25 protein-coding genes are annotated in these 25,051 nt (G+C 61.9%); 7 read left to right on the forward strand and 18 right to left on the reverse strand.

The genetic code is table 11. From position 1 onward, the window contains the following. Positions 1 to 39: 39 nt before the first annotated feature. On the forward strand, positions 40 to 1,014 hold the full coding sequence (locus AC0ZT5_RS03060; RefSeq protein ID WP_488495206.1) for a DMT family transporter: 975 nt from the start codon (positions 40 to 42) through the stop codon (positions 1,012 to 1,014). On the opposite strand, the gene AC0ZT5_RS03065 is transcribed toward AC0ZT5_RS03060, so the two are convergent. From AC0ZT5_RS03065 to AC0ZT5_RS03075, 3 genes are all read right to left on the reverse strand, one after another. Next, a complete protein-coding gene (locus tag AC0ZT5_RS03065) occupies positions 1,015 to 1,827 on the reverse strand; it encodes a helix-turn-helix domain-containing protein (protein WP_488495207.1) in 813 nt (270 codons plus the stop codon). A gap of 98 nt (positions 1,828 to 1,925) precedes the next feature. Beyond that, entirely contained in the window at positions 1,926 to 2,789 is an 864-nt protein-coding gene (locus AC0ZT5_RS03070; protein ID WP_488495208.1) for a uracil-DNA glycosylase, read from the reverse strand. Positions 2,790 to 2,839: 50 nt separating this feature from the next. Beyond that, a complete protein-coding gene (locus AC0ZT5_RS03075; RefSeq protein WP_477283347.1) occupies positions 2,840 to 3,484 on the reverse strand; it encodes a hypothetical protein in 645 nt (214 codons plus the stop codon). A 221-nt stretch (positions 3,485 to 3,705) separates the two neighbouring features. On the opposite strand from AC0ZT5_RS03075, the gene AC0ZT5_RS03080 reads away from it, so the two are divergent. Continuing rightward, positions 3,706 to 5,385, forward strand: coding sequence for an electron transfer flavoprotein-ubiquinone oxidoreductase (locus AC0ZT5_RS03080; RefSeq protein ID WP_488495209.1), 1,680 nt, complete (start codon positions 3,706 to 3,708; stop codon positions 5,383 to 5,385). A 63-nt stretch (positions 5,386 to 5,448) separates the two neighbouring features. Further along, positions 5,449 to 6,048 (forward strand): DUF922 domain-containing protein, encoded by a 600-nt coding sequence (locus AC0ZT5_RS03085; protein ID WP_488495210.1) that lies wholly within the window; start codon positions 5,449 to 5,451, stop codon positions 6,046 to 6,048. 49 nt (positions 6,049 to 6,097) lie between these two features. Here the strand turns inward: AC0ZT5_RS03085 and AC0ZT5_RS03090 are convergent, their stop codons facing one another. The 6 genes from AC0ZT5_RS03090 to AC0ZT5_RS03115 form a co-directional block, all read right to left on the reverse strand. Beyond that, positions 6,098 to 6,604, reverse strand: a complete 507-nt coding sequence (locus tag AC0ZT5_RS03090; RefSeq protein WP_488495211.1) for a GNAT family N-acetyltransferase — start codon at positions 6,602 to 6,604, stop codon at positions 6,098 to 6,100. A 148-nt stretch (positions 6,605 to 6,752) separates the two neighbouring features. Then, positions 6,753 to 7,775, reverse strand: a complete 1,023-nt coding sequence (locus AC0ZT5_RS03095; protein ID WP_488495212.1) for an endonuclease/exonuclease/phosphatase family protein — start codon at positions 7,773 to 7,775, stop codon at positions 6,753 to 6,755. Positions 7,776 to 8,056: 281 nt separating this feature from the next. Continuing rightward, positions 8,057 to 9,520: an AMP nucleosidase gene (locus tag AC0ZT5_RS03100; protein ID WP_488495213.1), complete on the reverse strand. Its 1,464-nt coding sequence runs from the start codon at positions 9,518 to 9,520 to the stop codon at positions 8,057 to 8,059. Positions 9,521 to 9,636: 116 nt separating this feature from the next. Further along, on the reverse strand, positions 9,637 to 9,831 hold the full coding sequence (locus AC0ZT5_RS03105; RefSeq protein ID WP_488495214.1) for a hypothetical protein: 195 nt from the start codon (positions 9,829 to 9,831) through the stop codon (positions 9,637 to 9,639). Positions 9,832 to 9,870: 39 nt separating this feature from the next. Next, positions 9,871 to 10,029 carry a hypothetical protein gene (locus tag AC0ZT5_RS03110; protein ID WP_488495215.1) on the reverse strand — a complete coding sequence of 53 codons (159 nt, stop codon included), beginning with the start codon at positions 10,027 to 10,029 and terminating at the stop codon, positions 9,871 to 9,873. Between the two features lie 225 nt (positions 10,030 to 10,254). Further along, positions 10,255 to 10,596, reverse strand: coding sequence for a DUF2147 domain-containing protein (locus AC0ZT5_RS03115; RefSeq protein ID WP_184871246.1), 342 nt, complete (start codon positions 10,594 to 10,596; stop codon positions 10,255 to 10,257). 449 nt (positions 10,597 to 11,045) lie between these two features. Here AC0ZT5_RS03115 and AC0ZT5_RS03120 point away from each other — a divergent pair, with 449 nt between their 5' ends. Both AC0ZT5_RS03120 and AC0ZT5_RS03125 read left to right on the forward strand, forming a co-directional pair. Continuing rightward, complete coding sequence (locus AC0ZT5_RS03120; protein WP_010915070.1) at positions 11,046 to 11,312, forward strand: SEL1-like repeat protein; 267 nt, start codon at positions 11,046 to 11,048, stop codon at positions 11,310 to 11,312. A gap of 415 nt (positions 11,313 to 11,727) precedes the next feature. Next, positions 11,728 to 12,849 (forward strand): ABC transporter substrate-binding protein, encoded by a 1,122-nt coding sequence (locus AC0ZT5_RS03125; protein WP_488495216.1) that lies wholly within the window; start codon positions 11,728 to 11,730, stop codon positions 12,847 to 12,849. 84 nt (positions 12,850 to 12,933) lie between these two features. Here AC0ZT5_RS03125 and AC0ZT5_RS03130 read toward each other — a convergent pair whose 3' ends face one another. From AC0ZT5_RS03130 to AC0ZT5_RS03165, 8 genes are all read right to left on the reverse strand, one after another. After that, positions 12,934 to 14,916: an acetyl/propionyl/methylcrotonyl-CoA carboxylase subunit alpha gene (locus tag AC0ZT5_RS03130; RefSeq protein WP_488495217.1), complete on the reverse strand. Its 1,983-nt coding sequence runs from the start codon at positions 14,914 to 14,916 to the stop codon at positions 12,934 to 12,936. A 46-nt stretch (positions 14,917 to 14,962) separates the two neighbouring features. Further along, positions 14,963 to 15,340: a hypothetical protein gene (locus AC0ZT5_RS03135; RefSeq protein ID WP_488495218.1), complete on the reverse strand. Its 378-nt coding sequence runs from the start codon at positions 15,338 to 15,340 to the stop codon at positions 14,963 to 14,965. A 120-nt stretch (positions 15,341 to 15,460) separates the two neighbouring features. Next, complete coding sequence (locus AC0ZT5_RS03140) at positions 15,461 to 15,988, reverse strand: O-acetyl-ADP-ribose deacetylase (protein ID WP_488495219.1); 528 nt, start codon at positions 15,986 to 15,988, stop codon at positions 15,461 to 15,463. 1 nt (position 15,989) lies between these two features. After that, complete coding sequence (locus tag AC0ZT5_RS03145; RefSeq protein ID WP_488495220.1) at positions 15,990 to 17,597, reverse strand: carboxyl transferase domain-containing protein; 1,608 nt, start codon at positions 17,595 to 17,597, stop codon at positions 15,990 to 15,992. An 8-nt stretch (positions 17,598 to 17,605) separates the two neighbouring features. Then, positions 17,606 to 18,433 (reverse strand): DUF1444 family protein, encoded by an 828-nt coding sequence (locus AC0ZT5_RS03150; RefSeq protein WP_488495221.1) that lies wholly within the window; start codon positions 18,431 to 18,433, stop codon positions 17,606 to 17,608. Between the two features lie 165 nt (positions 18,434 to 18,598). Further along, on the reverse strand, positions 18,599 to 19,762 hold the full coding sequence (locus AC0ZT5_RS03155) for an isovaleryl-CoA dehydrogenase (protein WP_488495222.1): 1,164 nt from the start codon (positions 19,760 to 19,762) through the stop codon (positions 18,599 to 18,601). A 73-nt stretch (positions 19,763 to 19,835) separates the two neighbouring features. Further along, a complete protein-coding gene (locus AC0ZT5_RS03160; RefSeq protein WP_488495223.1) occupies positions 19,836 to 20,474 on the reverse strand; it encodes a TetR/AcrR family transcriptional regulator in 639 nt (212 codons plus the stop codon). A gap of 72 nt (positions 20,475 to 20,546) precedes the next feature. Beyond that, on the reverse strand, positions 20,547 to 20,831 hold the full coding sequence (locus AC0ZT5_RS03165) for an acylphosphatase (RefSeq protein WP_477283316.1): 285 nt from the start codon (positions 20,829 to 20,831) through the stop codon (positions 20,547 to 20,549). Positions 20,832 to 20,989: 158 nt separating this feature from the next. On the opposite strand from AC0ZT5_RS03165, the gene AC0ZT5_RS03170 reads away from it, so the two are divergent. Continuing rightward, positions 20,990 to 21,985: a bifunctional helix-turn-helix transcriptional regulator/GNAT family N-acetyltransferase gene (locus tag AC0ZT5_RS03170; RefSeq protein WP_488495224.1), complete on the forward strand. Its 996-nt coding sequence runs from the start codon at positions 20,990 to 20,992 to the stop codon at positions 21,983 to 21,985. Between the two features lie 104 nt (positions 21,986 to 22,089). Here the strand turns inward: AC0ZT5_RS03170 and AC0ZT5_RS03175 are convergent, their stop codons facing one another. Next, a complete protein-coding gene (locus AC0ZT5_RS03175; protein WP_488495225.1) occupies positions 22,090 to 23,202 on the reverse strand; it encodes a pyridoxal phosphate-dependent aminotransferase in 1,113 nt (370 codons plus the stop codon). A gap of 119 nt (positions 23,203 to 23,321) precedes the next feature. Between AC0ZT5_RS03175 and AC0ZT5_RS03180 the strand changes: the two genes are divergently transcribed. Next, positions 23,322 to 24,989 (forward strand): tetratricopeptide repeat-containing sulfotransferase family protein, encoded by a 1,668-nt coding sequence (locus AC0ZT5_RS03180; RefSeq protein WP_488495226.1) that lies wholly within the window; start codon positions 23,322 to 23,324, stop codon positions 24,987 to 24,989. Positions 24,990 to 25,051: the final 62 nt, after the last annotated feature.

Raw genomic sequence — 25,051 nt, forward strand, 5'->3', positions numbered from 1 at the left:
TAGAGATCCATCCCGGCTAAATCGGGATGGATCGAACTCGTGACAGCAAAACCAGGTCAGGCCGTAGCACCCGATGACCATGCTGTCGGGCACAGCACGCTCACCGGCATCACGCTCAAGATCGTTTCGGTGGCGGTCTTCGTCGGCATGTCGACCTGCATCAAGGCGGCGGGCACCGTTCCGGCGGGGCAGATCGTCTTCTTTCGCTCCTTCTTCGCCATCTTTCCGATCATTGCCTTTCTCGCCTTCAAGGGAAAACTCGGGACTGCGTTTTCGACCAAGCGCCCGCTCAATCACATTGCGCGCGGTGTGGTCGGCGTCTGCGCCATGGGACTTGGCTTTTTCGCGCTGACGCGGCTGCCGCTGCCGGAGGCGATCACGCTGAACTACGCGCAGCCGCTTCTGGTGGTGGTGTTCAGCTCGATCTTCCTCGGCGAAGCCATCCGCGTCTATCGCTGGAGCGCGGTCGCCGTCGGGCTGGTCGGCGTGCTGATCATCTCCTGGCCGGAACTGACGCTGCTGAGTTCCGACGAGGCGCTTGACGACCAGGAGGTGCTCGGCGTCATCGCCGCTCTTGTCGCGGCGGCGATCTCGGCCGTCGCCATGCTGCTGGTGCGCAATCTCGTGCAAAGCGAACGCACCGCGACCATCGTGCTGTGGTTTTCGGTGACGGCGAGCGTCATGGCACTGCTGTCGCTGCCGTTCGGCTGGCAGGCGCTGACGCCGCTCCAGGCGGCTCTTCTGGTTGCCGCCGGCTTCTGCGGCGGCCTCGGCCAGATCCTGATGACTTCGGCCTATCGCCATGCCGAAGCCTCGGTCGTGGCACCCTTCGAATACACCTCGATGATCCTTGGCGTCGTTGTCGGTTATCTCGTCTTTGGCGACGTTGCCACCCTCAACATGCTGGTCGGCGGCCTGATTGTCGTCGCTGCAGGCATCTTCATCATCTGGCGCGAGCGCCAGCTTGGTCTGGAGCGCACCCGCACGCGAAGGGCGACTCTGCCTCAGGGGTGACTATGATCGTTCGGCTCGCTCCTTCGCCAGCCGCACCAGCACCGTCCTCGTCTGTTCGTCGGCCGGGAAAAACGATTCGATCGCCAGTTCCGACAGCGTCACGTCGAGCGGCGTACCGAACACCGTGATGGTGCTGATGAACGACAGCACCTGATCGCCATGCGCCAGCCTTAGCGGGTGCACGATGGCATTCGGCTCGACCGGCGCCGGCCGGCTGCCGTTCAAGCCGGACGGATAAGTCCGCAGTTCGCGCTCCAGGTCGATCAGCACCGGATCGCCGCTGGCGTCGTTCTGGTGCTTGAGACGCTCGAGCAGGTGCGTGCGCCATTCCTGGAGATTGACGATGCGCGGTGCGACGCCGCCCGGATGCAGGCTGAGCCGAAGCACGTTGACCGGCGGCGTCAGCAGCGAAGCCTCGCTGACATCGGCAAGGAAGGGAGCAATGGCGGCATTCGCCGAAACCAGGTTCCAGTGCCTGTCGACGGCGAGCGCCGGGAAGGGCTCGTGTCCCTTGAGCACGATGTCGACCGCCGCCATCGCTGGCGCCAGCGTCGTGTCGTTGAGCGACCGTTCGCCGAAGCTCGGCGCAAAGCCTGCGGCAAGCAACAACTGGTTGCGCTGCCGGAGCGGGATCGACAATTGCTCGGCCAGATGCAGCACCATGTCGCGCGAGGGCGCGGCACGCCCGCTCTCGACGAAGCTCAGATGGCGCTGCGAGATTTCGGCTTCCATGGCGAGGTCGAGCTGGCTCATGCGACGGCGGGTGCGCCATTCCCGGATAAGGCTGCCGGCGGAATTTTGGGGTGTTGTCATGGGGGCACGGTTAGGCTGGCAGTGGATGCATTTCAATTACCTGGGAGGTTATGGCCCTGTCCCTCCCCACAAGGGGAGAAGGGAAGAGCTGCCGCGCTTCAACCAAGTGCCCGCAGTTTCGCCTTCACCTCGAGAAAATCCCGCCATGCCAGCTTCTTGTGCGCAGGGGTTCGCAGGAGATAGGCCGGATGCAGCGTTGGCATGGCCGGGATGGCGATGCCGGCAGCTGTCGTGTGGACGCGCCAGTTGCCGCGCAGCCGCAAGATACCTTCCGAAGTGTTGAGCAAGGTCTTGGCTGACGGGCCGCCGAGGTTGATCAGCACCTTCGGATTGACCAGCTCGATCTGCCGCTCGATGAACGGCCGGCAAATCTCGGTCTCGTGCGGCGTCGGCGTGCGATTGCCCGGCGGTCGCCACGGAATGACGTTGGCGATATAGACCGAAGTGCGGTCGAGCCCGATCGCCGCCAGCATGCGGTCGAGCAGCCGGCCCGAGCGGCCGACGAAGGGCAGGCCCTCGATGTCCTCGTCGCGGCCGGGCGCCTCGCCCACCAGCATGACGGCGGCCTCCGGGTTGCCGTCGGCGAACACCAGGTTCTTGGCGGTGGCCTTCAGATTGCAGCCGTCGAAGGCCGCCATGTGCTGGCGAAGCTCGTCCAGGGTCGTTGCCGTCGTTGCCAACTGGCGCGCCAGCGCCGCCTGCGCCTCGTCGGGAACCGCAGCGGTTATCGACGGTGCACGCGCCACGGGCGGAAGATTTGCTCTGTCGGCCGGCTCGGGGCGCGACGAACCAGGTGGCGCAACGGCGTCGGCGGACGGCGCCACCGGCCGCTCTGCCGGTTTGGGCGCCTCGGCGAACCGATTCACCGGCTGGTCTTCAAGCGCCTCGTCGACACCCGCGCTGGCATAAAAGGCCAGCAGGTCGGCAAGGTCCTGTCTGTTGTTTGGGGAAGCGGCAGTCATGGCGGCACATTCGTCCGCATGACGGGAATTTGCAAGGCTGGCCGCTTGCTCTAGCCCGTAGGTATGCGTGGGTCCTGCACCAGATAGAAGGTCCAGCGCGGCGTATAGTCGGTCATCAGGAATTCGAACCTGGCGGTTTTCAGCGGGTCGACCTTGCCGTTCTTGAACAGCAGGCGATCATAGGGTTCGAAATCGCGATCGAAATCGGCGAAATTGCTCGACCAGATATTGTCCGGCGTCTTGTTGCGCTGGTCGAACGAAAGTCCGTCGCCGAACACGCTTGGCTGGTTCAGGATTTCCTGCAGTTCGAACTGGAATTCGACCCAGGCCTGGCCGCTGTTGTTGAGAACGTCGATGCGCATATACATGATGCCATTGGCGAATTCGCCAGACGGACCGAAAGCCTGGATCGGCTTTGTCGTGCGGATGGTCAGCGTCACCGGCGTTGACGAATTCAGCTCTTCGGTGATGACCAGCGGGTCGTCTTTCGTTCCGATGCCGGAAGCGCCGGTGATGTGGAAGCCGCCAAGCTCGTCGGAGAAAGAGTAGGCGCCCGTCGCCCAGACTTTCACCTCGTCCGCGGCGACGTGACCCGGTGCCAGCATCGGAAGGGCCAAAAGAAGCGCCCGGCAGGCCCGGCCGGGCGTCGATGGAAAGCGCGTCGATGAAAAGCCGCCTGGCCCAGGAATGCGCATGGCATGAAGTATGGCCGATAAGCGAGCCGTCGAACAATTAAAAACGTAAGCGCCGACGGCCCTGCAAGACCAAAACTTGCCGCTAAGCCCTCGCGATGCGCGACTTTTTGGCCAAAACGGTATTGTCACATATGCGCCGGTTTCCTGTCGCCAATTGATGCGCTATGCAGCGCAGGAGCCAGCAAGATACCCGAATGGGATAAGCCAGTGCGGAGGGGTAGATGAGCGACATCGAACGCGAAAGCATGGAATTCGACGTGGTTGTCGTCGGCGCCGGCCCGGCCGGCCTCGCCGCCGCCATCCGCCTCAAGCAAGTCAATCCGGACCTCTCGGTCGTCGTCCTGGAAAAGGGCGGTGAAGTCGGCGCCCATATCCTCTCCGGCGCCGTCGTCGATCCGATCGGCATCGACCGGCTGCTGCCGGGCTGGCGCGACGAGGAAGGCCACCCGTTCAAGACGCCGGTCACCGATGATCATTTCCTGGTGCTTGGCCCGGCCGGCTCGTTCCGTCTGCCCAATATCCTGATGCCACCGCTGATGAACAATCACGGCAACTACATCGTTTCGCTGGGCAATGTCTGCCGGTGGCTGGCGACCAAGGCCGAGGCGCTTGGCGTCGAGATCTATCCGGGCTTTGCTGCCGCCGGCCTGCTTTACAATGAGGAAGGCGCCGTCACTGGCGTCGTCACCGGCGACATGGGCGTCGAGAAGGACGGTACGCACGGCCCGGGCTTTGCGCCTGGCATGGCGCTGATGGGCAAATATGTGCTGATCGGCGAGGGCGCACGCGGTTCGCTCGCCAAGCAGCTGATCGCCAAATACAAGCTGTCCGATGGCCGCGAGCCCGGCAAATACGGCATCGGCCTCAAGGAACTCTGGCAGGTCAAGCCGGAGAACCACCGGCCGGGCCTGGTCCAGCATTCCTTCGGCTGGCCGCTCGACATGAAGACCGGCGGCGGCTCGTTCCTCTACCATCTCGAGGACAACCAGGTGGCGGTCGGCTTCGTGCTCCACCTCAATTACAAGAACCCCTGGCTGTCGCCGTTCGAGGAATTCCAGCGTTTCAAGACGCATCCGGCGATCAGAGGCACCTTCGAGGGCGCTAAGCGCCTCGGCTATGGTGCGCGCGCCATCACCGAAGGCGGCTGGCAGTCGGTGCCGAAACTGTCGTTCCCAGGTGGCGCGCTGATGGGCTGCGCGGCCGGCTTCGTTAACGTGCCGCGCATCAAGGGCTCGCACAATGCGGTGCTGTCCGGCATGCTGGCGGCCGAACATGTCGCAGAGGCGATCGGCGCTGGCCGCGCCAATGACGAGCTTTCCTCCTACGAGGCGGCCTGGCGGGCAACCGACATCGGCAAGGACCTGAAGAAGGTGCGCAACGTCAAGCCGCTATGGTCGCGCTTCGGCACCATCGTCGGCGTCGGTCTCGGCGGCCTCGACATGTGGCTGAACACGCTGTTCGGTGTCTCGCCCTTCGGCACGCTGAAGCATGGCAAGGCCGACTATGCGACACTTGAGCCGGCCGCCAAGCACGAGAAGATCGCCTATCCGAAGCCCGATGGCGTGCTGACCTTCGACCGCTTGTCCTCGGTGTTCCTGTCCAACACCAATCATGAGGAAAACGAGCCGGTGCATCTGCTGGTCGGCGACATGGCTCTGCAGCAGCGCTCCGAACACGATGTCTTTGCCGGACCCTCGACGCGCTATTGTCCGGCCGGCGTCTATGAATGGGTCGACAAGGACGGCAACGCCGCCGCCGATCCGGCGGCGAAGGACGTGCGCTTCGTCATCAACGCGCAGAACTGCGTCCACTGCAAGACTTGCGACATCAAGGATCCGAACCAGAACATCAACTGGGTCCCGCCGCAGGGCGGCGAGGGACCGGTCTACCAAGGCATGTAAAGTGGACCGCGCCGGCGGCACTGTGCCGCCGGTCCACCCATCGTCGTTGGAAAGGAGCCGGATATGCGCTTGCTCATTCTTTCAGGTCTGGCGATCGTCGGCGCCTTGTGCGGTTCCGCGACGGCTGCATCGGCAGGCGTAAAAATCCTGGTCAAGACGCAGACATACGACATCTCCGGCAAGACCGGAGAGGCTCTGATCGAGTCCATGGACCGCAACGGGCCGAGGCATGGCTTCATGACTCGCGCCATCGCACAGACCAGCTATACAAAGGCTTGGGAGTTCGACCTTGTTGAGGTCAAGGGCACCTGCCGCATCGGGCAAGTCAATGGAACGCTCAACCTGAATTTTACCTACCCCCGTGTCGTGTCCGCCCTCCCGCCGGCCCTCGACAAGCGCTGGGCGCGGTTCTTCGCCGGCGTTCGCGCGCATGAGGCGACCCATGGCGACATTGCCAGGCAGATGATGAGTGCGACCGAGAAATCGCTCAGGGGCCTGACAGTCCCTAATGACTCCCAGTGTTCCAAGGCACGGCGTGAGGCACGGCGGCGGATCGACGCGGTTTTTGCCGACTATGAAGCCAGGCAGAATGCCTTCGACGCGCGCGAACACCGGGAAGGCGGTCACGTAGAATATCTGGTCGAGGCGCTGGAGCGGCCTTAAGGGCAAAACTCAATCGGCGGGAACGAGCACAGTGCGCCACGGTTGACGTTCAAATGGTCCGTTCCATCAGGACGGACGGCAACATCGGCCCAGGGCCAATGCGCACTTCGATCCGCCTTACCGAGATGAAGCCCAAGGCTGAATAAAACCCCTCTGCGTTGAGGCTTGCCTGGCATTCGAAACAGCGCACACCGGACGAACGTGCATCTTCTTCGCAACGCCGGTAAAGCTGGCGCCCGATCCCACGGCCCAAACATTCGGGACGTGTGGCGAAATGTCGGATGTGCGCGAGTCCGAGCTCCACCTCGGAGCTTCCCGGCCGTTCCCGGGACCAACCGCCGCAGCCGACGGCAAAGCCATCGTCATTGACCGCGAGATAGTAGGTGCCAGCCGAAAGCAGCGCAGGGTTTGCCCGAGTGATCAAAGGCAGCGCAGCTTCAAGAATGGTCTGATCGTATGCAGTGCGCATCAGGCCAGGGTAGGAAGCGAGAAGCAACTCGCTTACCCCAGCTTCGTCTTCTGGCGTGGCGCGTCTGACGATGAAGGTGGGGGACATGCACGGCACCCCGTATGTTGAGCGGGCCGACCTTCGGCGGACCATCGAGCCATGTCAAATCGAACACGCCAAGGGTCTGAACTCTGACTTAGAGCATGATCCCAAAAAGTGGAATCCGGTTGTCGGAAAGGATTATCTTCTACGGGCTCTAACCCCGATATCCGTTTCGCGATTTTCCGGCCGATGTCAGCAACGCAGTCGCGGTCTCGTGTTCGTCGGTCGGCTTTTGCTCGTTTAGCCTGAGCGAGAACTCGACCAGCACCGGCAGGTGGTCCGAGCCGGTTTCTTCCAGCCGTGTCGCGGAATGAATGGTCACGCCGCCCTTGCTGAAAACCTGGTCGATCGGCAGGCCGGCGAAACGCCGCAGGAAGTCCGGCAGCTTGATGTATGTCCAGGTCGGTCCGGCGGATGGCATGACGGTCAGCCCGCCGAGCGCGGCGACGCGGCGCACGGCGGCGCTCCATGGCACGGCGTTGCAGTCGCCCGCCATGATGGCCGTCTCGCCGAGCGAGGAGAGCGATTCGGTAAGCTCACCGATCTGCCAGTGCTGTTCGCGTGGCCAAGGCCAACTGAGATGGATCGCCGCGACGTCGACGCCAATGCCGCCGAAATCGACGGTCGCCGTCGCCATGGCGCCGCGCCGCTCGCAATGCGGTTCGGTGCCGGCCGCAAAGGGTCGCCGGGAGAGCAACGCCACGCCGAATATGCCGTTGGGGTAGGGACAGAGGATCCGGTATGGATAGGCGCTGGTGATATAGCCAAGCTCGGTCGTCCACATCGCCGACACCTCGTCGAGGGTGATCACGTCGGGATTGGTCTGGCCGATCAGCGACAGCACCTTCTTCGGCGTTGGATTGTCGTAGCGCAGGTTCATCTGCAGCAGCTTGTAGACCATCTGGCCAGCGGGCTTGGCGACCGCTTCCACCGGCCACGGCTGTGGTAGCGCGCTCATTGTGGTGGCAAAGGCCGCCACGGCAAAAAGCAATGCCGCGGCCGCTTGCAGGCGAAATGTCGTGGCCAGCAGCGGCAGCGCGCAAAGCGCCATCAGCACGGCAAGGTGAACGCGGAAATGCGAGAAGGAATCGAAGGCTGGGTGCAAGGCGCCGAAGAACCCGGCGACCAGGGCAACCGATAACATCATCATCGCGATGAATGCCAGTGAAGCTGCCATGTCTCGACTGCGTCTCATCGGGTCAGGTCTGCACGGGTTGCCAACTGTGGTGCTGCACGGTTATCGGCAAAAATGCGGCCCAATCAAGATGACGAAATGCCCAATGCATGTCGCCCAAAAGTGCCCAGCAGTTTTGGGGCAACGACATGCATAAACAAATGCATGTCGCCCAAAAGTGCCCAGCGGTTTTGGGGCAACGATATACGTAAAAACGAACGCATGTCGCCCAAAAGGTGCGCGGCGGTTTCAACGCGACACGCTTTAGGCGATGCGCGATCAGCCTATTGGAACGCCGTCTCCGAAAAACTTCTCAGCTTGCGCGAATGCAGCCGCTCCATCGGCATTTCCGCAAGTTTCTCCATCGCCCGGATGCCGATGGTCAGGTGCTGCGCCACCTGCCGCTTGTAGAACTCGGTCGCCATGCCTGGCAGCTTCAGTTCGCCATGCAGGGGTTTGTCCGAAACGCACAGCAGCGTGCCGTAGGGCACGCGGAAGCGGAAGCCGTTGGCCGCGATGGTCGCCGATTCCATATCGAGCGCGATGGCGCGCGACTGTGACAGACGCTGCACCGGTCCGCGCTGGTCGCGCAGCTCCCAGTTGCGGTTGTCGATGGTGGCGACGGTGCCGGTGCGCATGATGCGCTTGAGGTCATAGCCGGACAGGCCGGTGACTTCGGCAACCGCCTCCTGCAGCGCCACCTGGATTTCGGCCAGCGGCGGGATCGGCACCCAGACCGGCAGGTCGTCGTCAAGCACGTGATCCTCGCGCACATAGGCATGCGCCAGCACATAGTCGCCGAGCGCCTGGGTGTTGCGCAGCCCGGCGCAGTGGCCAAGCATGACCCAGGCATGCGGCCTCAGCACCGCGATATGGTCGGTAATCGTCTTGGCGTTGGAAGGCCCGACGCCGATATTGACCATGGTGATGCCGCCATGGTTCGGCTTCTTCAGATGATAGGCCGGCATCTGTGGCAGGCGTGGCGGCGCAACCCCTTCGCCGGGTGCGCTTTGCCCGCCCTTGGTGATGACATTGCCCGGCTCGACGAATTCACTATATCCGCCGCCGCCGCCGGCCATCAGGTCGCGCGCCCGGGCAACGAACTCGTCGATGTAGAACTGGTAATTGGTGAACAGCACGAAGTTCTGGAAATGCTGCGGCGTGGTCGCCGTATAGTGCGACAGACGGTGCAGCGAATAGTCGATGCGCTGCGCCGTGAAGGGCGCCAATGGCCGTGGTTCGCCGAAGGCCACTTCGAACGTGCCGTTGGCGATCTGGTCGTCGGTGCCGTCGAGGTCCGGCACGTCGAACAGGTCGCGGATCGGCCGCTTGATGCGCTCGGCGGCCGAGCCGTCGACATGGGTGCCTTCGAGAAAGGCGAAGTGCAGCGGGATGGGGGTGGTCGATTCCGACACGGTGACCGCGACACCATGGTTGCGCATGATCAGGCGCAGCTGCTCGACCAGGTAGCTCTCGAACAGGCCCGGCTGGGTGACGGTGGTCGAAAAATGTCCCGGCGTCGGCATATGGCCGTAGGCCTGGCGCGAGTCGATCTGGGTGAACGAATTGGTGGTGACGCCGATCTCCGGGTAGAAGGCGCGGTAGCGCTTGCTGTTGTCGCCACCCGCTGCCGCCAGCGCCGCAAAGGAATCGCGCAGGAACTTGGTGTTGCGGTCGTACAACGCCTGCAGCGCGGCGACGGCCTTTTTGGGGCTATCAAAGCTTTGCCGGCCAAAAGGCTCCGGCATGACGACCGATTCGATGGCTTGTGGGTAGATTCGCTTTTCCATGGCTCAATATAGAGACTTGGATCGGCACTTGGGAGGGGTGTCGCGACCGAAGGCGGCCAAAGCGCCCTTTTTCTTCAACCGCGCTGCAGGCTGACCAGGAGCACGAAGCCGACGCCGGACTTCCTCAAGGCTGGCGCTTCGATCGTCGAACCGGTATCGGCGCGCATCATCGGCACGGCCAGAACCGGAGCAGCCAGAACCATAAGGATAAGCGCCGCCCGCGGCAGAAGCCGAAGGGTCTTGAGAGCGTTGGCGGCGATGCGGTCCATGTTGTTCTGCTTTTCTTTTCGAGGTCTTGGTTTCTTTGTTCAGTTGCGAAGATGGTTGGGGCAGGCGAGGTGGCAGGTCCTGGAGCCGGCTTCGTCCCAGGCGTGGGCCGGACGGCCCGTTTCGGCGACGAGGATGGCGAAGAACATTCCAAACAGGCTCATCAGCAGGCAGACGATGGTGAAGCGGCGAGCAAGCATTGGTCGTGTCTCCTTCAACACGCAGGAGAATGCCCGAGCGCGACTGAACCGGCTCTGATGCCGGCGTTCATCTGCGGTTCAAATTGGTTGATTGGATTTTGACGGTGCCGGCGTCATCCCCGGCCGGCGCAGTGCGAGGCGAACCAGGCACGGGCTGCTCACGCCCGGACAAATAAAAACGGGGCCTGTCGAGGCCCCGTTTTCATGTCGTAGTGATGCGGTCGATCAGAGCTTGTGCCAGGTCTGGCTTTTGCAGATCAGTCCGCCAAGCACGCAGCCGCTCATCTTGAGCGAGGTGCCCGACAATGTCGCCTTGCCTGAATAGGTCTTGTCGTTTGCCGGGTCGGTGATGTTGCCGGCATATTTGTTGTCGCCGGCGGCCTTGAGCGAACCAATGGTCTTACCGGCAAATTTGCCGGACTTGAGCGTGATGGAAAACGTGTCGCTGCCGGCGATCGCTGCCGTATCGCCGGCCTGTGTCTTCCAATTGCCTTCGATCGGATCGGCCCACGCCGCACCCGCCATGATCAATGTGGCCGCCAGGGCCAGGCTCACTTTTCGAAACATGGGCTTCCTCCCTTTGGATATCCGGCCGACGCTCCGCCCTCGCCGGTCTGCCGCTTACGCAAACGTAAGCTAATCCAGCTCCCGGCAAAACAAAAGCGGTGCCGCGGCGTAAGACTCTGGGATTCTGAAAGACGCCCACGCGGGCCGCACGGGCAAGAAAGGAAAGCATCCGCGGATCGTGTTTGTTTCCCGTGGTTAGCGGAGTGTTGATCCCGGCCACAAAAATTTTCGTCGAATTTGAAGAAAACCGGCCCGATTGCTGGCTTTGTATCCTTAACGAATTTCGGCGTTTACCTCTTGTTTTAGCTTTGTTTTCCTCAAATTAAGCACGCCATTTAACGACGGATTCAAGCCTCCACGGCATTCTCGAAAGCATCGGAAGAGCAGCCCGCAAGGACAAACGAAGGCAGCTCTCGGGAGCCAGACAGGGCCAAGAACAGGGGATTGAAATGGCACGTTTTGAAATGCTTGAAGCAGGCTTCGGCGCCATGGGGGCAACTGCCCAGGCCGACATTCTTTTCGAACTGGGCATGATGTATGCGACCGGCCGCGATTGCGAGACCGATGTCGTTGCCGCCCACAAATGGTTCAACATCGCCGCGATCAAGGGATCGGCCCGCGCTGCGGAACTGCGTTCCGAACTGTCGGCAGCGATGTCGAAGGTCGAGATCGCCAAGGCGCTTCGCGAAGCCCGCGAATGGATGACCATGCACTGAGATCCGCCGACCGCGGATAGACCTATCCAAGACAGGGAAGCCCGGGATCAAGACCGCACAGACGGCCAGACCCGGCGGAATGGAGGCCGCGCAAGACGGTCCTGGAGCACGGTTTTTCGGAACCAGGCTCAAACAAAGAGAAAAAGAACGCGGCAGGCCGGCCAGGCTCAGTCGCGCGATGCGGGGAAGGCGAGCGGGATTTCGGGGCGCGGGGGCGCTTGGGGCCGCTTGACGAGCAAAAAGCCACGACCAGCCGAAACAAGGCTGGCGTGGCTTTTTGCGTGGATGACGTCTTGCAGGCCCAATCGAGTGCCGCCGATGCGCCTAGACAGGCCCGGTGAAGGATGAAATTGTCCCGCCTCTCTGGAAGAAGCGCGGCCGGGCGGCCGCGCGTGAGTGGGAGGAGTCTATCACCATGAAAAAAATGAGTATTTTGAGCGCGGCCGTTTTTGGCCTGATGATGAGTGCGCCGGTCGCATTCGCCGACGACATCACCTTTGCGGTGGTCGGTCCAATGACCGGACAACTCGCCACCATCGGCGATCAGTTCAAGCAGGGCGCACAGGCCGCTGCTGACGCGATCAACGCGGCGGGTGGTGTCGACGGTCGCCAGATCAAGCTGAGTATCCAGGACGACCAGTGCGATCCAAAGCAGGCCGTGTCGGTTGCCAATCGCATCGTCGCCGATGGCGTCAAGTTCATCGATGGCCACGCCTGTTCGGGCTCGAGCATTCCGGCCTCTGCTGTCTATGCCGAAGCCGGCGCACTGATGATGAGCCCGGCCTCGTCAAACCCGGTGCTGACCGACGCGGCGGCCAAGGCCGGCTGGCCGACAATCATGCGCCTTTATACGCGTGACGATGCGCAAGGCGCCTTCATTGGCCCATGGATCGCCAAGAAGTTTGCCGGCAAGAACGTCGTCGTTCTGCACGACAAGAGCGCCTACGGACAGGGCGTGGCCGACGCCGTCAGGGCAACCATGAATGCCGGTGGCCTCAAGGAGGTGTATTATGACGGCATCAATGCCGGCGAGAAGGACTATTCGGCTCTCGTCACCAAGCTCAAGGATCTGAAGGCCGACGTCGTTTATTTCGGCGGCTATCATCCTGAAGCCGGCCTGATCCTGCGCCAGTCGGCGGAACAGAACCTGAAGTTCCAGCTGATCATGCCGGACTCCATCGCTTCGCCGGAATTCTGGCAGGTTGCCGGCCCAGCCGGCGAGGGCACCATGTTCGTCTTCCCGTCGGATCCGCAGGCAAAGCCAGAAGCCAAGGCAGCCGTCGAGAAGATCAAGGCCGGCGGTTTCGTGCCGGAAGGCTTCACGCTGTTCTCCTACGCGGTGGTCCAGGCTTTCGCCGAAGGCGTCAAGCGCGCCGGCAGCGACGATCCGGGCAAGGTTGCCGAAGCGTTGAAGAATGGCACGCCGATCAGCACGGTTGTCGGCAACGTCATCTTCGACGAGAAGGGCGACCTCAAGAACGCCAGCTACGACATCAACCAGTGGCACGATGGCAAATACGCGCCGATCGCGCAGTAATCGTCGCCTAGCGACCACATAAGCGTAAGGAAACGGCCGGGTTCGTCCCGGCCATTTTTCTTTGCGCTCCGTCGCTTTCGGCTGTCAGCTTGTGGCCGCGGTCGGGGTGCTCTGGTCTTCGACGAACCGTACCAGCACCGTCCCATCGGTGACCTGCGCTCCTTCGGTAGCGATCTCGGCGATCACCCCGTCATGCGGCGCGGCGATGGTGTGTTCCATCTTCATCGCTTCAAGGATCAACAGCGGCTGGCCCTTGATCACCGTATCGCCCTTTGCCGCGCGCACCAGCTTGACCAGCCCCGGCATCGGCGCGCGCAGGCTGCCGGCGCCTGCCGCCGCCTCATCCTCCCGAGACAGCGGGTCCGGCACGGCGAAGGTATGGCCAACAGCGCCTTCGAACACGGTGATATGGCCAGGCCAGCGGGCGAGGCGTGGCGTGGCGCGAAAATCATGCGCGTTGGCGTTGTCATAGGGCTCGTCCAGCGCCACCTGGAACCGCCCGTCCGGTCGCATCGAAACCCTTGCCGCGATATCGATTTCGCCGAACTTCAGCCGTGTGCGGCGTGCCACGCTGTGGAAATGCGCATAGCCGGCAAGCGACGACCAGGGGTCGCTCGACGACGGCAACGCGCCGGCACCCGAGGCCGCAAGCGCGGCTGCCGCAACAGTCTCGTCGCTCGGCGGCGCGACCTCGGTCAGTGCCGGTTGATGCCGGGCGATCAAGCCGGTGTCGACATCGCCAGCGGCAAAGTCCGGATCGGCGGCCAGGGCCACAAGAAAGGCAGTGTTGACGGTCGAGCCGGCGATCTCGGTTTGCGACAGCGCCGCGCCGAGCGCTTCCAGGGCCGTCTGCCTGTCCTTAGCGTGGACGACCAGCTTGGCGATCATCGGGTCGTAATAGGGCGAGATGGCATCACCGGCCCGCACGCCGGTCTCGATGCGCATCGTGGCGCCTTCAACCGCCGCGTCCGGAAACTTCAGATGATGCAAGGTGCCAGTCGCCGGCAGGAACCCCTTTGCCGCATCCTCGGCATAGATGCGCGCCTCGAAGGCATGGCCGGAAAGCGCGATCTCGCTCTGTGTCTTCGGCAGCTTTTCGCCGCTGGCGACCCGCAACTGCCATTCGACCAAGTCGGTGCCGGTGACCATTTCGGTGACCGGGTGTTCGACCTGCAGGCGGGTGTTCATTTCCATGAACCAGAAGCGGTCGGCCTTCAGGCCTTGCGAGGCATCGACAATGAACTCGATGGTGCCGGCGCCGGAATAATTGATCGCCTTGGCGGCCTTTACCGCCGCATCCGTCATCGCCTTGCGCAGTGCCGGTGTCATGCCGGGTGCGGGGGCTTCCTCGATCACCTTCTGGTGGCGGCGCTGTGCCGAGCAGTCGCGCTCATAGAGATGCACCGCATTGCCGAAGTTATCGCCGAACACCTGCACTTCGATATGGCGCGGCTTGTCGACATATTTTTCGACCAGCACGCGGTCATCGCCGAAAGCGGCCTTTGCCTCGCGTCGCGCGCTGGACAGCGCCTCGGAAAACGCATCGGGATGCTCGACCCGGCGCATGCCCTTGCCGCCACCGCCGGCGCGCGCCTTGATCAGCACGGGATAGCCGATCTCGCGTGCCTTGGAAGCCAGCAGCACGATCTCCTGCGCCTCGCCATGGTAGCCCGGCACCACCGGCACGCCGGCCTTTTCCATCAGCCTCTTGGCGGCGTCCTTCAGTCCCATGGCACGGATAGAGGCCGCCGACGGACCGATGAAGATGAGCCCCGCCGCCACCACCTGGTCGACGAAATCGGGGTTTTCCGACAGGAAGCCGTAACCAGGATGAATGGCTTGCGCGCCCGCAGCCAGGGCCGCTGCGACAATCTTGTCGCCACGCAGATAGCTTTCGCCGACAGGCGAGGGGCCGATGTGCACGGCTTCGTCGGCCATCTCGACATGCAGGGATTTCGCATCGGCATCCGAATAGACGGCAACGGTGTGCACGCCCAGCTTGCGCGCCGTGCGGATGACACGACAAGCGATCTCGCCGCGATTGGCGATCAGGATCTTGGCGAACATGGAGCCTCCCGGGTCTGCCTCGGGCGGCGCCAGTCTGGCCGCCGGCTTACTTCGACGCAGCGATCGCGCAGCCGCCGCTTGCGGTCTTGACCTTCCACCTGACGAAGCCGCTCCGACAGATACGCAACGCAGTCTCCTCGGCGGCCTTCTGCGAAGGTGCGTTCAGCTTCACGCTGCAGAAAATGTGGAGATCGACGACGCGTGAATAGAACGTCGTGGCGTAGGCTGAATGGCCGCTCGCCGCGATATAGGCAAGGTAGGATTTGTAGCAGGCTTCCTTCGGGTCGAGCGACAAGGTCGGAGAAAACCGCTTGTCGCCCATCTTGCCAGCCAGCGATTCCGCCGAGCCGATGCCATGCGTTGCGAATATGAGCAAACTTGCAAGAATCGAAGCAATCGTCTTCTGGCGATATTTCAGTTTCATTTCCGCCCTGTCCCCATTGCACTGTGCAGGATGAGCGATAGGGAATATTTTGTCTCGCCGCCAGCTGGCCAGCGGAGATGCGACGCTGCCTATTCTGGTGAATCGGTTGGTCCATGCAGTTCAGCCTTTTCGCAGGGCAGCAACGGCCTGCCGGTATAGTTCCGCCGTTTGGTCGTCGAAGCAGCAAAAAGTGACGGCTTCCGGCATTGTTCGTTTCTCGATGAACGTACTGACCGTCTCGACGGCGATCTGCGTCGCCTCATCTTTCGGATAGCGGTAGACACCCGTCGAGATCGCCGGAAACGCCACGGTGCGGCAGTCATTGGCCGTGGCGAGTCCGAGCGAACTGATATAGCAGGAGGCCAGCAGTTCGGCTTCACCCTTGCCACCGCCTTGCCAGACCGGCCCGACCGTGTGGATGATGTGCCGCGCCGGAAGTTTATAGCCCTTGGTGATCTTGGCTTCGCCGACCTTGCATCCATTCAACATGCGGCATTCGAACTCGAGTTCGCGGCCCGCCGCGCGATGAATAGCGCCATCGACCCCGCCACCACCGAGAAGCGAGGTGTTGGCGGCGTTGACGATGGCATCGACCGCCAGCTTGGTGATGTCGCCGGTATGAACCTGGATCCGCAGACGGTCGTTCATGTCACATCCTGAACACGCCGAAGCGGGTCTCCTCGATCTCGGCGTTGAGCGCGGCGGACAGGCTGAGCGCCAGCACGTCGCGCGTTTTCGCCGGGTCGATGATGCCGTCGTCCCAAAGGCGGGCGGACGAGTAGAGCGGATGGCCCTCATGCTCGTATTTCATCAGGATCGGCTTCTTGAATTTTGCCTCCTCCTCGGCGCTCCATTCGCCACCCTTGCGCTCGATGCCTTCGCGCTTGACCATGGCGAGCACCGTCGCCGCTTGCTCGCCGCCCATCACCGAGATGCGGGCGTTCGGCCACATCCACAGGAAGCGCGGTGAATAGGCGCGGCCGCACATGCCGTAATTGCCGGCGCCGAACGAACCGCCGATGATGACAGTCACCTTCGGCACCCTGGCGGTGGCCACCGCCATCACCAGCTTGGCTCCGTCCTTGGCTATGCCGCCCGCTTCGTATTTTCGACCGACCATGAAGCCGGTGATGTTCTGCAGGAAGACCAGCGGGATCTTGCGCTGGCAGCACAATTCGATGAAGTGCGCGCCCTTCAGCGCGCTCTCGGAAAACAACACGCCATTGTTGGCGATGATGCCGACCGGCATGCCATGGAGATGGGCAAAGCCGGTGATCAGCGTGGTGCCGTAGTTCTGCTTGAACTCGTCGAATTCGGAGCCGTCGACGATGCGCGCAATCACTTCGCGCACGTCATAGGGCTGGCGCAGGTCCGTCGGCACGATGCCGTAGAGTTCATCGGCTGCGTGAAGCGGCGGAATCGATGTCTGTAAGTGCAGGCTTACAGACTTATTTCGATTGAGGTTCTTGACGATACGACGACAGATGGCAAGCGCATGGTCGTCATCCAGCGCATAGTGGTCGGCAACGCCGGAAAGCCGCGTGTGCACATCCGCGCCGCCGAGGTCCTCGGCGCTGACGTCTTCACCGGTGGCCGCTTTCACCAGCGGCGGGCCGCCGAGGAAGATGGTCGCCTGGTTGCGCACCATGATCGTCTCGTCGGACATCGCCGGCACATAAGCGCCGCCCGCCGTGCAGGAACCCATGACGCAAGCTATCTGCGGGATGCCGGCCGCCGACATGTTGGCCTGGTTGTAGAAGATACGGCCGAAATGCTCGCGGTCGGGAAACACCTCGTCCTGGTTGGGCAGATTGGCGCCGCCGCTGTCGACCAGATAGATGCAAGGCAAATTGTTCTGCAGCGCGATCTCCTGCGCCCGCAGATGCTTCTTCACCGTCAGCGGATAATAGGTGCCGCCCTTCACCGTCGCGTCGTTGACGACGACCATCACCTCGATGCCTTCGACGCGGCCGATGCCGGCGATCATGCCGGCCGCGGAAATCTCCTCGCCATACATTGACCATGCGGCGAACTGGCCGATCTCGAGGAAGGGCGAGCCGACATCCAGCAACTGCGCAAGGCGCTCGCGCGGCAACAGCTTGCCGCGCGAGACGTGGCGTTCCCGTGCCTCCTCCGAGCCACCGCGCTCGACGCTTGCAGCCTTGTCCGCAATGTCGGCGACCAAAGCCCGCATGCGCTCGGCATTGGCTCGGAAGGTCTCGGAGGACGGGGAGATCTGGGTTTGCAATGTGGCCATATCCAGCTCTACACCTGCGCCAAGAGTTTGCCGTTGCGACGTTCGAAAATTTTGTCGGACAGCAGATTGAAGCCGTCCTTGAATGTAACGTCGATCATTTGTCTGGCCGCGCTCTGGGCCTGCGGATTGCTTGCATCGAAGACGAAGAGCTGATCCCGGCGCGGCAATGCAAACAAAACGTCGCCAGGAAAATGTGGTTTGATCGACCGCCAGAAATCGTCGAGAAGAACTAGGCTTGTCGACAGCATCGTATTGCCGTCGACATAATACAGATAAGCTATATTTAGTTCGCCGTCGGACACGATTTTGGGCAACCATTTCTTCACATTGTCTAGTGCGATGCCGCGCAGGTCCGAAAGCGTCCGGCCCGGAAAGTCCTTTTCCGCAACAGGCGACAGTGAATCGGGAAGGTCGGCCATGTATACGATTGCAAGTTCGCCGACCAACGGCTCGGTTAACAAATCCATGCCCATCGATACGAGTTGATCGACATACTGTTGGGTCCGGATCACCGCGATAAGATCATTCTCGCCGGCCTTGGCCAGATGCGCCTCCACCAAGACTCTGACAAATCGATCAATGGCAGCTTCGGCATTCTCTTCGGGATATGAGTTCAAGTAACCGAATATGTTTGTAGTGTCCGAGGTTACGTCCACGTCGCCAATTTTCGTATTGATCTTGGCGGAATCCGATGGATCCGCAAAGGCACTCTCGACGCCCGGTTGCCGTTTGAGGGCCGCAATTACAAGCTCTCGGAATTCAGCAATGTTTGGGAAGCGCTGTTTCTGCGCCTTGGCCCGCCCGAGAAAACTCGCAAGTGACGTAAGCAAAGCCATCGCAAATATTCCTCGCCTTGTAACTGCGTTCGCCGATGACGAAACCATCTATCGCCTCATTTGTCTCGCAATACTGCAATTGCTCAAGAGATAGGTGTTTGCCGTGTCAGGCAATCCGCGCTCTTCGACTGCATACGGCAAGCGTCGGCATCCTCTTCCCAGGTATCACACTCCCTCCGCCATGATCTCGCGTCCGATCAGCCAGCGGCGAATCTCGCTGGTGCCGGCGCCGATTTCGTAGAGCTTGGCGTCGCGCAGCAACCGGCCGGTCGGATAGTCGTTGACATAGCCATTGCCGCCCAGCAACTGGAGAGCGTCGAGCGCCATCAGCGTTGCCTTTTCGGCGGCGAACAGCACGCAACCGGCGGCATCCTTGCGTGTCGTCTGGCCGCGATCGCAGGCGGCGGCGACGGCGTAGACGTAGGCGCGCGCGGCGTTCATCGTCGTGTACATGTCGGCGAGCTTGCCCTGCACCAGCTGGAATTCGCCGATCGGCTGGCCGAACTGCTTGCGCTCGTGCACATAGGGGATCGCCACGTCCAGGCACGCCGCCATCAGGCCGATCGGCCCGCCGGCGAGCACGGTGCGCTCGTAGTCGAGGCCCGACATCAGCACCTCGACGCCGCGACCTTCCTCATGCAGCACGTTTTCGAACGGTACTTCGACATTCTCGAACACCAACTCGCCGGTGTTGGAGCCGCGCATGCCGAACTTGTCGAGTTTTTGCGCCACCGAGAACCCGGCCATCGCCTTCTCGACGATGAAGGCGGTGATGCCGCGCGATTTCCGATCCGGATCGGTCTTGGCATAGACGACCAGCGTCTCGGCGTCCGGCCCGTTGGTGATCCACATCTTGGTGCCGTTGAGCACATAGCGGTCGTTGCGCTTTTCGGCGTGCAGCTTGAGCGAGACGACGTCCGAGCCGGCGCCGGACTCCGACATCGCCAGCGCACCGACGCGCTCGCCCGAGCACAGGGCAGGGAGATATTTCTCCTTCTGCGCCGGCGTCGCCCAGCGGTTGATCTGGTTGACGCAGAGATTGGAGTGGGCGCCGTAGGAAAGGCCGACGGAAGCCGAGGCGCGGGAGATTTCCTCGACAGCGATAACATGCGCAAGATAGCCCATGCCGCTGCCGCCGAAATCGGGATCGGCGGTGATGCCGAGCAGCCCGAGCGCGCCAAGTTCGCCCCACAGATGCGCCGGGAATTCGTTCGAGCGGTCGATATCGGCGGCGACCGGCGCGATCCTGTCCTGGGCGAAGCGCCGCACCATATCGCGCAGCGCCTCGATATCCTCGTCATGCCCGAAGCTGAGCGTGTTCGTGTACATGCCTTCCTCCTGCCCGCATGACTCCGAAAATCGACTTTGATTTTCGGAACGGGATCATGCGCGAAATAAAATGCTACAGCGTCCTTTGCGCGCCCGAAAGGAAGCGCGGCGCTGTAGTCGATGCGGCGCCAACCAGACGCATTGTCATTGAAAGATATGTCGCCGTCACTTCGGTGATCGACAGCCGCTCGCCCGGACGAAACCAGACGATGACGCCGGTCATCATCTGGATCAGCGCCATGGCTGTCAGCCCGGTGTCATCGATGTTGAAGACGCCGGCCTCGGCGCCATCGCGCAGGATGGCGCGCAGCTCCTTTTCGTAAGCCGTGCGCATCCGCAGGATCTGTGTCAGCCTTTCGGGCGACAGGCTGCGCAATTCCATGTTCGACACATGCGTGGCATGGCGACGCTCGATATGAAAAACGATGTGGTTTTCGACATAGGCGGCGAGCCGCTGCACGGGATCCGCGCTGGTCGGGCGGGCTGCTTCCCATGCATCGGTCAGGCCTTCCATATGCTCGCGCATCAGCGTGAACAGAAGCCCTTCCTTGGTCGGAAAATAGCGGTAGAGCGCCGCTGCCTGCACGCCGACTTCGGTGGCGAGCTGACGCATCGACATCGCCTCGTAGCCAAACCGCGCGATCAGATTGACGGCCGCCTCGCGGATGGTCGCTTCGGTCTTTTCGCCATCGGATCCGGTGGTGCGCGCCATGTCAGCCCCTTTGCGGGACGATAATAAAACGAACGTTCAATTAATTCAAGAGGGATCGAACCAAATCCATCGTCATGCGACAATCCTGAACTCGACAGAAGCGTTTCCGGCAGCCAACTCCTCGACGTCGACCCTGGAGACCGAAGCCTCGGACGGCCCTTTCCACAGTCGATCGATCATTGTCGAGATCGCTTCATCGGGTCCCGCAATCTGGGTCGTTACAGTCCCGTCGGCTTCATTGCGAACCCAGCCCGCAAGGCCAAGGCTTGTGGCCTCGCCCCGAACCCAGATCCTGAAGCCGACGCCTTGCACATTGCCGTAGACGCGCGCCCGTACTTCCCTGCGATGACCAGCCATGAAATCTCTCCAAGCCTGTCTCCCTGGAATCTGGCGCATGGCTCAGGGAATGCAACCTGAATTGCGCGCACGACGTCGGGCTCTTCGGCTTTTGAAATTTAGTTGACTCAGTCCATTAATTTGGGAAAATGAAGCTGCCATAGCGGGGTTGGACGCAGATGTTGGACGAACGCAAAGCATTGGTGGCGCAGATCCGCCACTTCAACCGGTTCTACACCCGCACCGTCGGCCTTCTCGACGAGACCTTGACCCAGAGCGCGTTCACCTTGACCGAGGCGCGGGTGCTGTTCGAACTCGGCCTCCACAGCCGCCCGGCTTCGGCCGAGATCGCCGGCGAACGCGGTTTCCTGGCCGGAGCATTTCGGCTGGAGAACGGCCCGGCGGCCTCCGAAATCGCCAGCCAATTGCGTGTCGACGCCGCCTATCTGACGCGGATCTTGCGCAAGTTCGCCGGTGAGGGCCTGACCGAGGCCCGGACGGATCCCGCCGACCGGCGCCGAAGGGTTCTCTCGCTGACGTCCAGGGGCGAGGCCGCTCTTGCGGGGCTTCAGGCCGCGGCTGACCGGGACACGGCGCGGCTGATCGAAAGCATCCCCGACGACAGGCTGCACGAACTGGGCGGCGCCTTGCGCAAGGCCGGGCAATTGCTGGGTGATCCCGCCAGCGAAAACGGCGAGGTGACCTTGCGGCCGCACCGCGTCGGCGACGTCGGCTGGGTCGTGCAGCGGCAGGCCCAGCTCTACGCCGATGAATATGACTGGAGCATCGAGTTCGAAGCCATGCTTGCCGAAATCGGCGCCGACTTCATCCGAAATTTCGTGCCGGGCCGCGATTTCTGCTGGATTGCCGAGCGCGGCAGCGGAGAGCCAGTTGGCGCGGTGTTCCTGGTTCATCTGGACGACGAGGTGGCCAAGCTGAGGATGCTGCATGTCGAGGCGGCGGCGCGCGGCCTGGGCATCGGCAAGCGCCTGGTCGCGGAATGCGTGAGCCAGGCCCGCGCCTGCGGCTACAAGCGATTGGTGCTGTGGACCAACGACATCCTCGTCGCGGCGCGCGCGATCTATGAGCGTGCCGGTTTCAAGCTGGTCTCGGAGGAGCACCACCACAGCTTCGGCAAGGACTTGACCGGCCAGACCTGGGAGCTGGATTTGTAAGCGCGACCCGGCCTTGCATGATCCCGAAAAGTGGGTGCCGGTTTTCGGAAAAGATCACGCTGAAACAAGAATGTTCCATCCCGATTCCATTGGATGGAACAGCTCTAATTCCCTCGTGCTGCCGCCAGCGCGCCGGGCAGTTCGTCGGCGAAAATGTCCAGTTCGTGTTCCAGGCCGACGCTGACGCGGATGCAGCGGTCGAGCACTGGTACCATCGGCTTGCGGATGAAGACGTCGCGTGACAGCAGGCCCTGCAGCACTTTCAGCGCGAAGGCGCCGTCGCCACCACAGTCGATGGTGACGAAATTGGTTGCCGAGGCCAGCGGCTTCAGCCCGTTCTGTTCGGCTATGCCGGCGATGCGTCGGCGGCCGGCCGCGACCTGCGCCACCACACTCTGCAGATAGTCCTGATCGGCAAGCGCCTCGACGCCGGCGATCTGCGCCATGCGGCTGACGCCGTAGTGGTTGCGGATCTTCTCGAAATCGCGGATCACCTGGGCCTCGGCCACCGCATAGCCGCAGCGTATGCCGGCGAGCCCGTAGGCCTTCGAGAAGGTGCGCATGCGGATGATGTTCGGACGCGAGATATCGATCGGCGGCAGTGCCGAGGCTGGTCCGAGTTCGCCATAGGCCTCGTCGAGCACCAGCATGGTGGCTTCCGGCAGCGCCTCGATGAAGCGGATGAGCTCGCCCGCCTCCCACCAGCTGCCCATCGGGTTGTCCGGATTGGACAGATAGACCAGCGGTGCCTTGTCCTTGCGCACAGCCGCGAGCAGGCCGTCCAGGCTTTCCCTGTCGTTCTCATAGGGGACGGTGACCAGCCGTCCGCCGACACCGGCGACATGGAAGTTGAAGGTCGGATAGGCGCCGAGCGAGGTGACCACGGCATCGCCGGGCGCCACATACATGCGTGCCACCAGGCTGAGCAGACCGTCTATGCCTTCGCCGACCACGACGTTTTCGACCTTGACGCCGTGATGCACGGCGGCCGCCACTTTCAGGTCGTGATTGTCGGGATCGCAATACATCCACATGTCGCGGGCAATTCCGGCCATGCGCTCGATGACGCGCGGCGAAGGACCAAAACTGCTCTCATTGGCGCCGATGCGGGCGCGAAAGGCGCGGCCACGCTCGCGCTCCTGCGCCTCGGGACCAACAAAAGGCACCGTCGAGGGAAGCGCTGCGACGAGTGGAGTTAGGGGAGGGTGTGGGCGCATGGAGGAAGCTCGCTTGAAACGGGTCTTCTTGCTAGCCTGCCCGCTTGGTCGGTGCAAGTTGCCCGCGGCCTGCAACCGTAATGCTGGATTCCTTCGTCCCTTTTTGCTAGCGAGGCGCAATGAACAATCGTCTGCCGCCAGCCTGGTCCAAGCACCTGAAGGTCCAAACCGGGCCGAAACCCAAGTTCCCGCAGCAAAATCTGCCGCAAGGAAATCCGCTTTCGCGTACACAGGCAGACGACGCGTTGCTGGAGCAGGCGTACCAGTTTCAGCAGGCCAAGCGGCTTAACGAAGCTCAGGACCTGTGCCTTCGGGTGCTGGCGCGCACGCCCAACCATCCACTCGCCCTGTATATCTTGGGGACCGTGTGCATCGGCTACGACGATGAGGCGGCCTTGCGGTATTTCGCACGCGCGGTCAACGAGGAGCCAAAGAACCCCTACTACCACCTTGGCCTGGCCTCGGGCTATGTGAAGGTCAGTGAGTTTTCACCAGCAATCGAACATATGCAGTATGCCTTGGAGTTGCAGCCGAACCTCGTCGAAGCACTTTGCGCATTGGGGGATGCCTATATCCAGTTTGATAAGCCCGAGATGGCTCTGCCGCTCTATGAAAAGGCGCTGAAGACCAACCGCGATCATCCCAAGGTGCGGACGGGACTGGCTCGCGCGCTCAGCAGCCTGGGGCGCATGGACGAGGCCGCCGTCTATCTTAAGGAAACAATCGAACGCCGCATCGCAGTGCCGACTGCCTACAACGACCTTGTGCAGACGCGAAAGTTCGCCGAAGAGCCAAAGGAACTCCAATCCATCATTCGTGAACTCGGCAATGCCAAGCTTGATCCGGACGGTTTAGAGAAGCTCCATCTGGCCGCCGGCAAGGTGCTGAACGACCTCAAGCGCTATAAGGATGCATTCGACCATTTCAAGAAGGCCAAGCAGGCTTCAGGCCGCACCTTCGACATCGACCAATACCGTCGCTGGACGGACTCTCTGATCGAGACCTTCACGCCTGAGATGCTGGCTGCCAGGTCCGGTTACGGAAGTCCTTCGGACGTTCCTGTTTTCGTGGTCGGCATGCCTCGCTCGGGAACGACGCTTACGGAACAGATTTGCGCCAGTCATCCCGATGTCCATGGCGCAGGGGAACTGAGCAAACTCAGACGAGTCGCGAATGCGATCGACCTCAAAAAGTCATCGGCCGGACGTTTAGACCAGGTGATCGCGTCGATCACAAAAGACCTATCCAGAACGTTGGCGGAAGAGCATCTGACCTATCTGAGGGAGCGGGCACCTTCGGCGCTTCGGATCGTGGATAAGATGCCTCATAATTTCGAACTGATCGGTCTTATCGCCGTTCTCTTTCCCAACGCGCGCATCATTCATTGCCGTCGCGACGCCATCGACAATTGCGTCTCTTGTTTTGTCCAGAGATTCGGCGAGGGGCACAGTTACAACGCCGACCTGAAGGCACTCGGCCTGTACTATCGCGAATATGACCGTCTCATGCGGCATTGGAATGAGGTTTTCCCGGGCCTGATCTTCGAGAATCAGTACGAAACGTTGGTCGAGGATCAGGAAGCACAGTCTCGTCGGCTTATAGATTATCTTGGGTTGCCTTGGGACGACGCCTGCCTGCGCTTTTTCGACAGGGATGGTTCGGTCAACACGCCAAGCCGCTGGCAGGTCCGTCAACCGATTTACAGGTCGTCCGTCAAACGCTGGAAGAATTATGAAAATGAAATTCAGCCGCTGATTGATGCGTTGGGCGACCTGGCGGACAAATAGTCTCAATTCCGAAACTTGCGAACGAGCTTTGTGGGTACCGAAGCGCGCGATGCGTCTGCGAC

It is taken from the genome of Mesorhizobium sp. CNPSo 4670 (assembly GCF_057784235.1).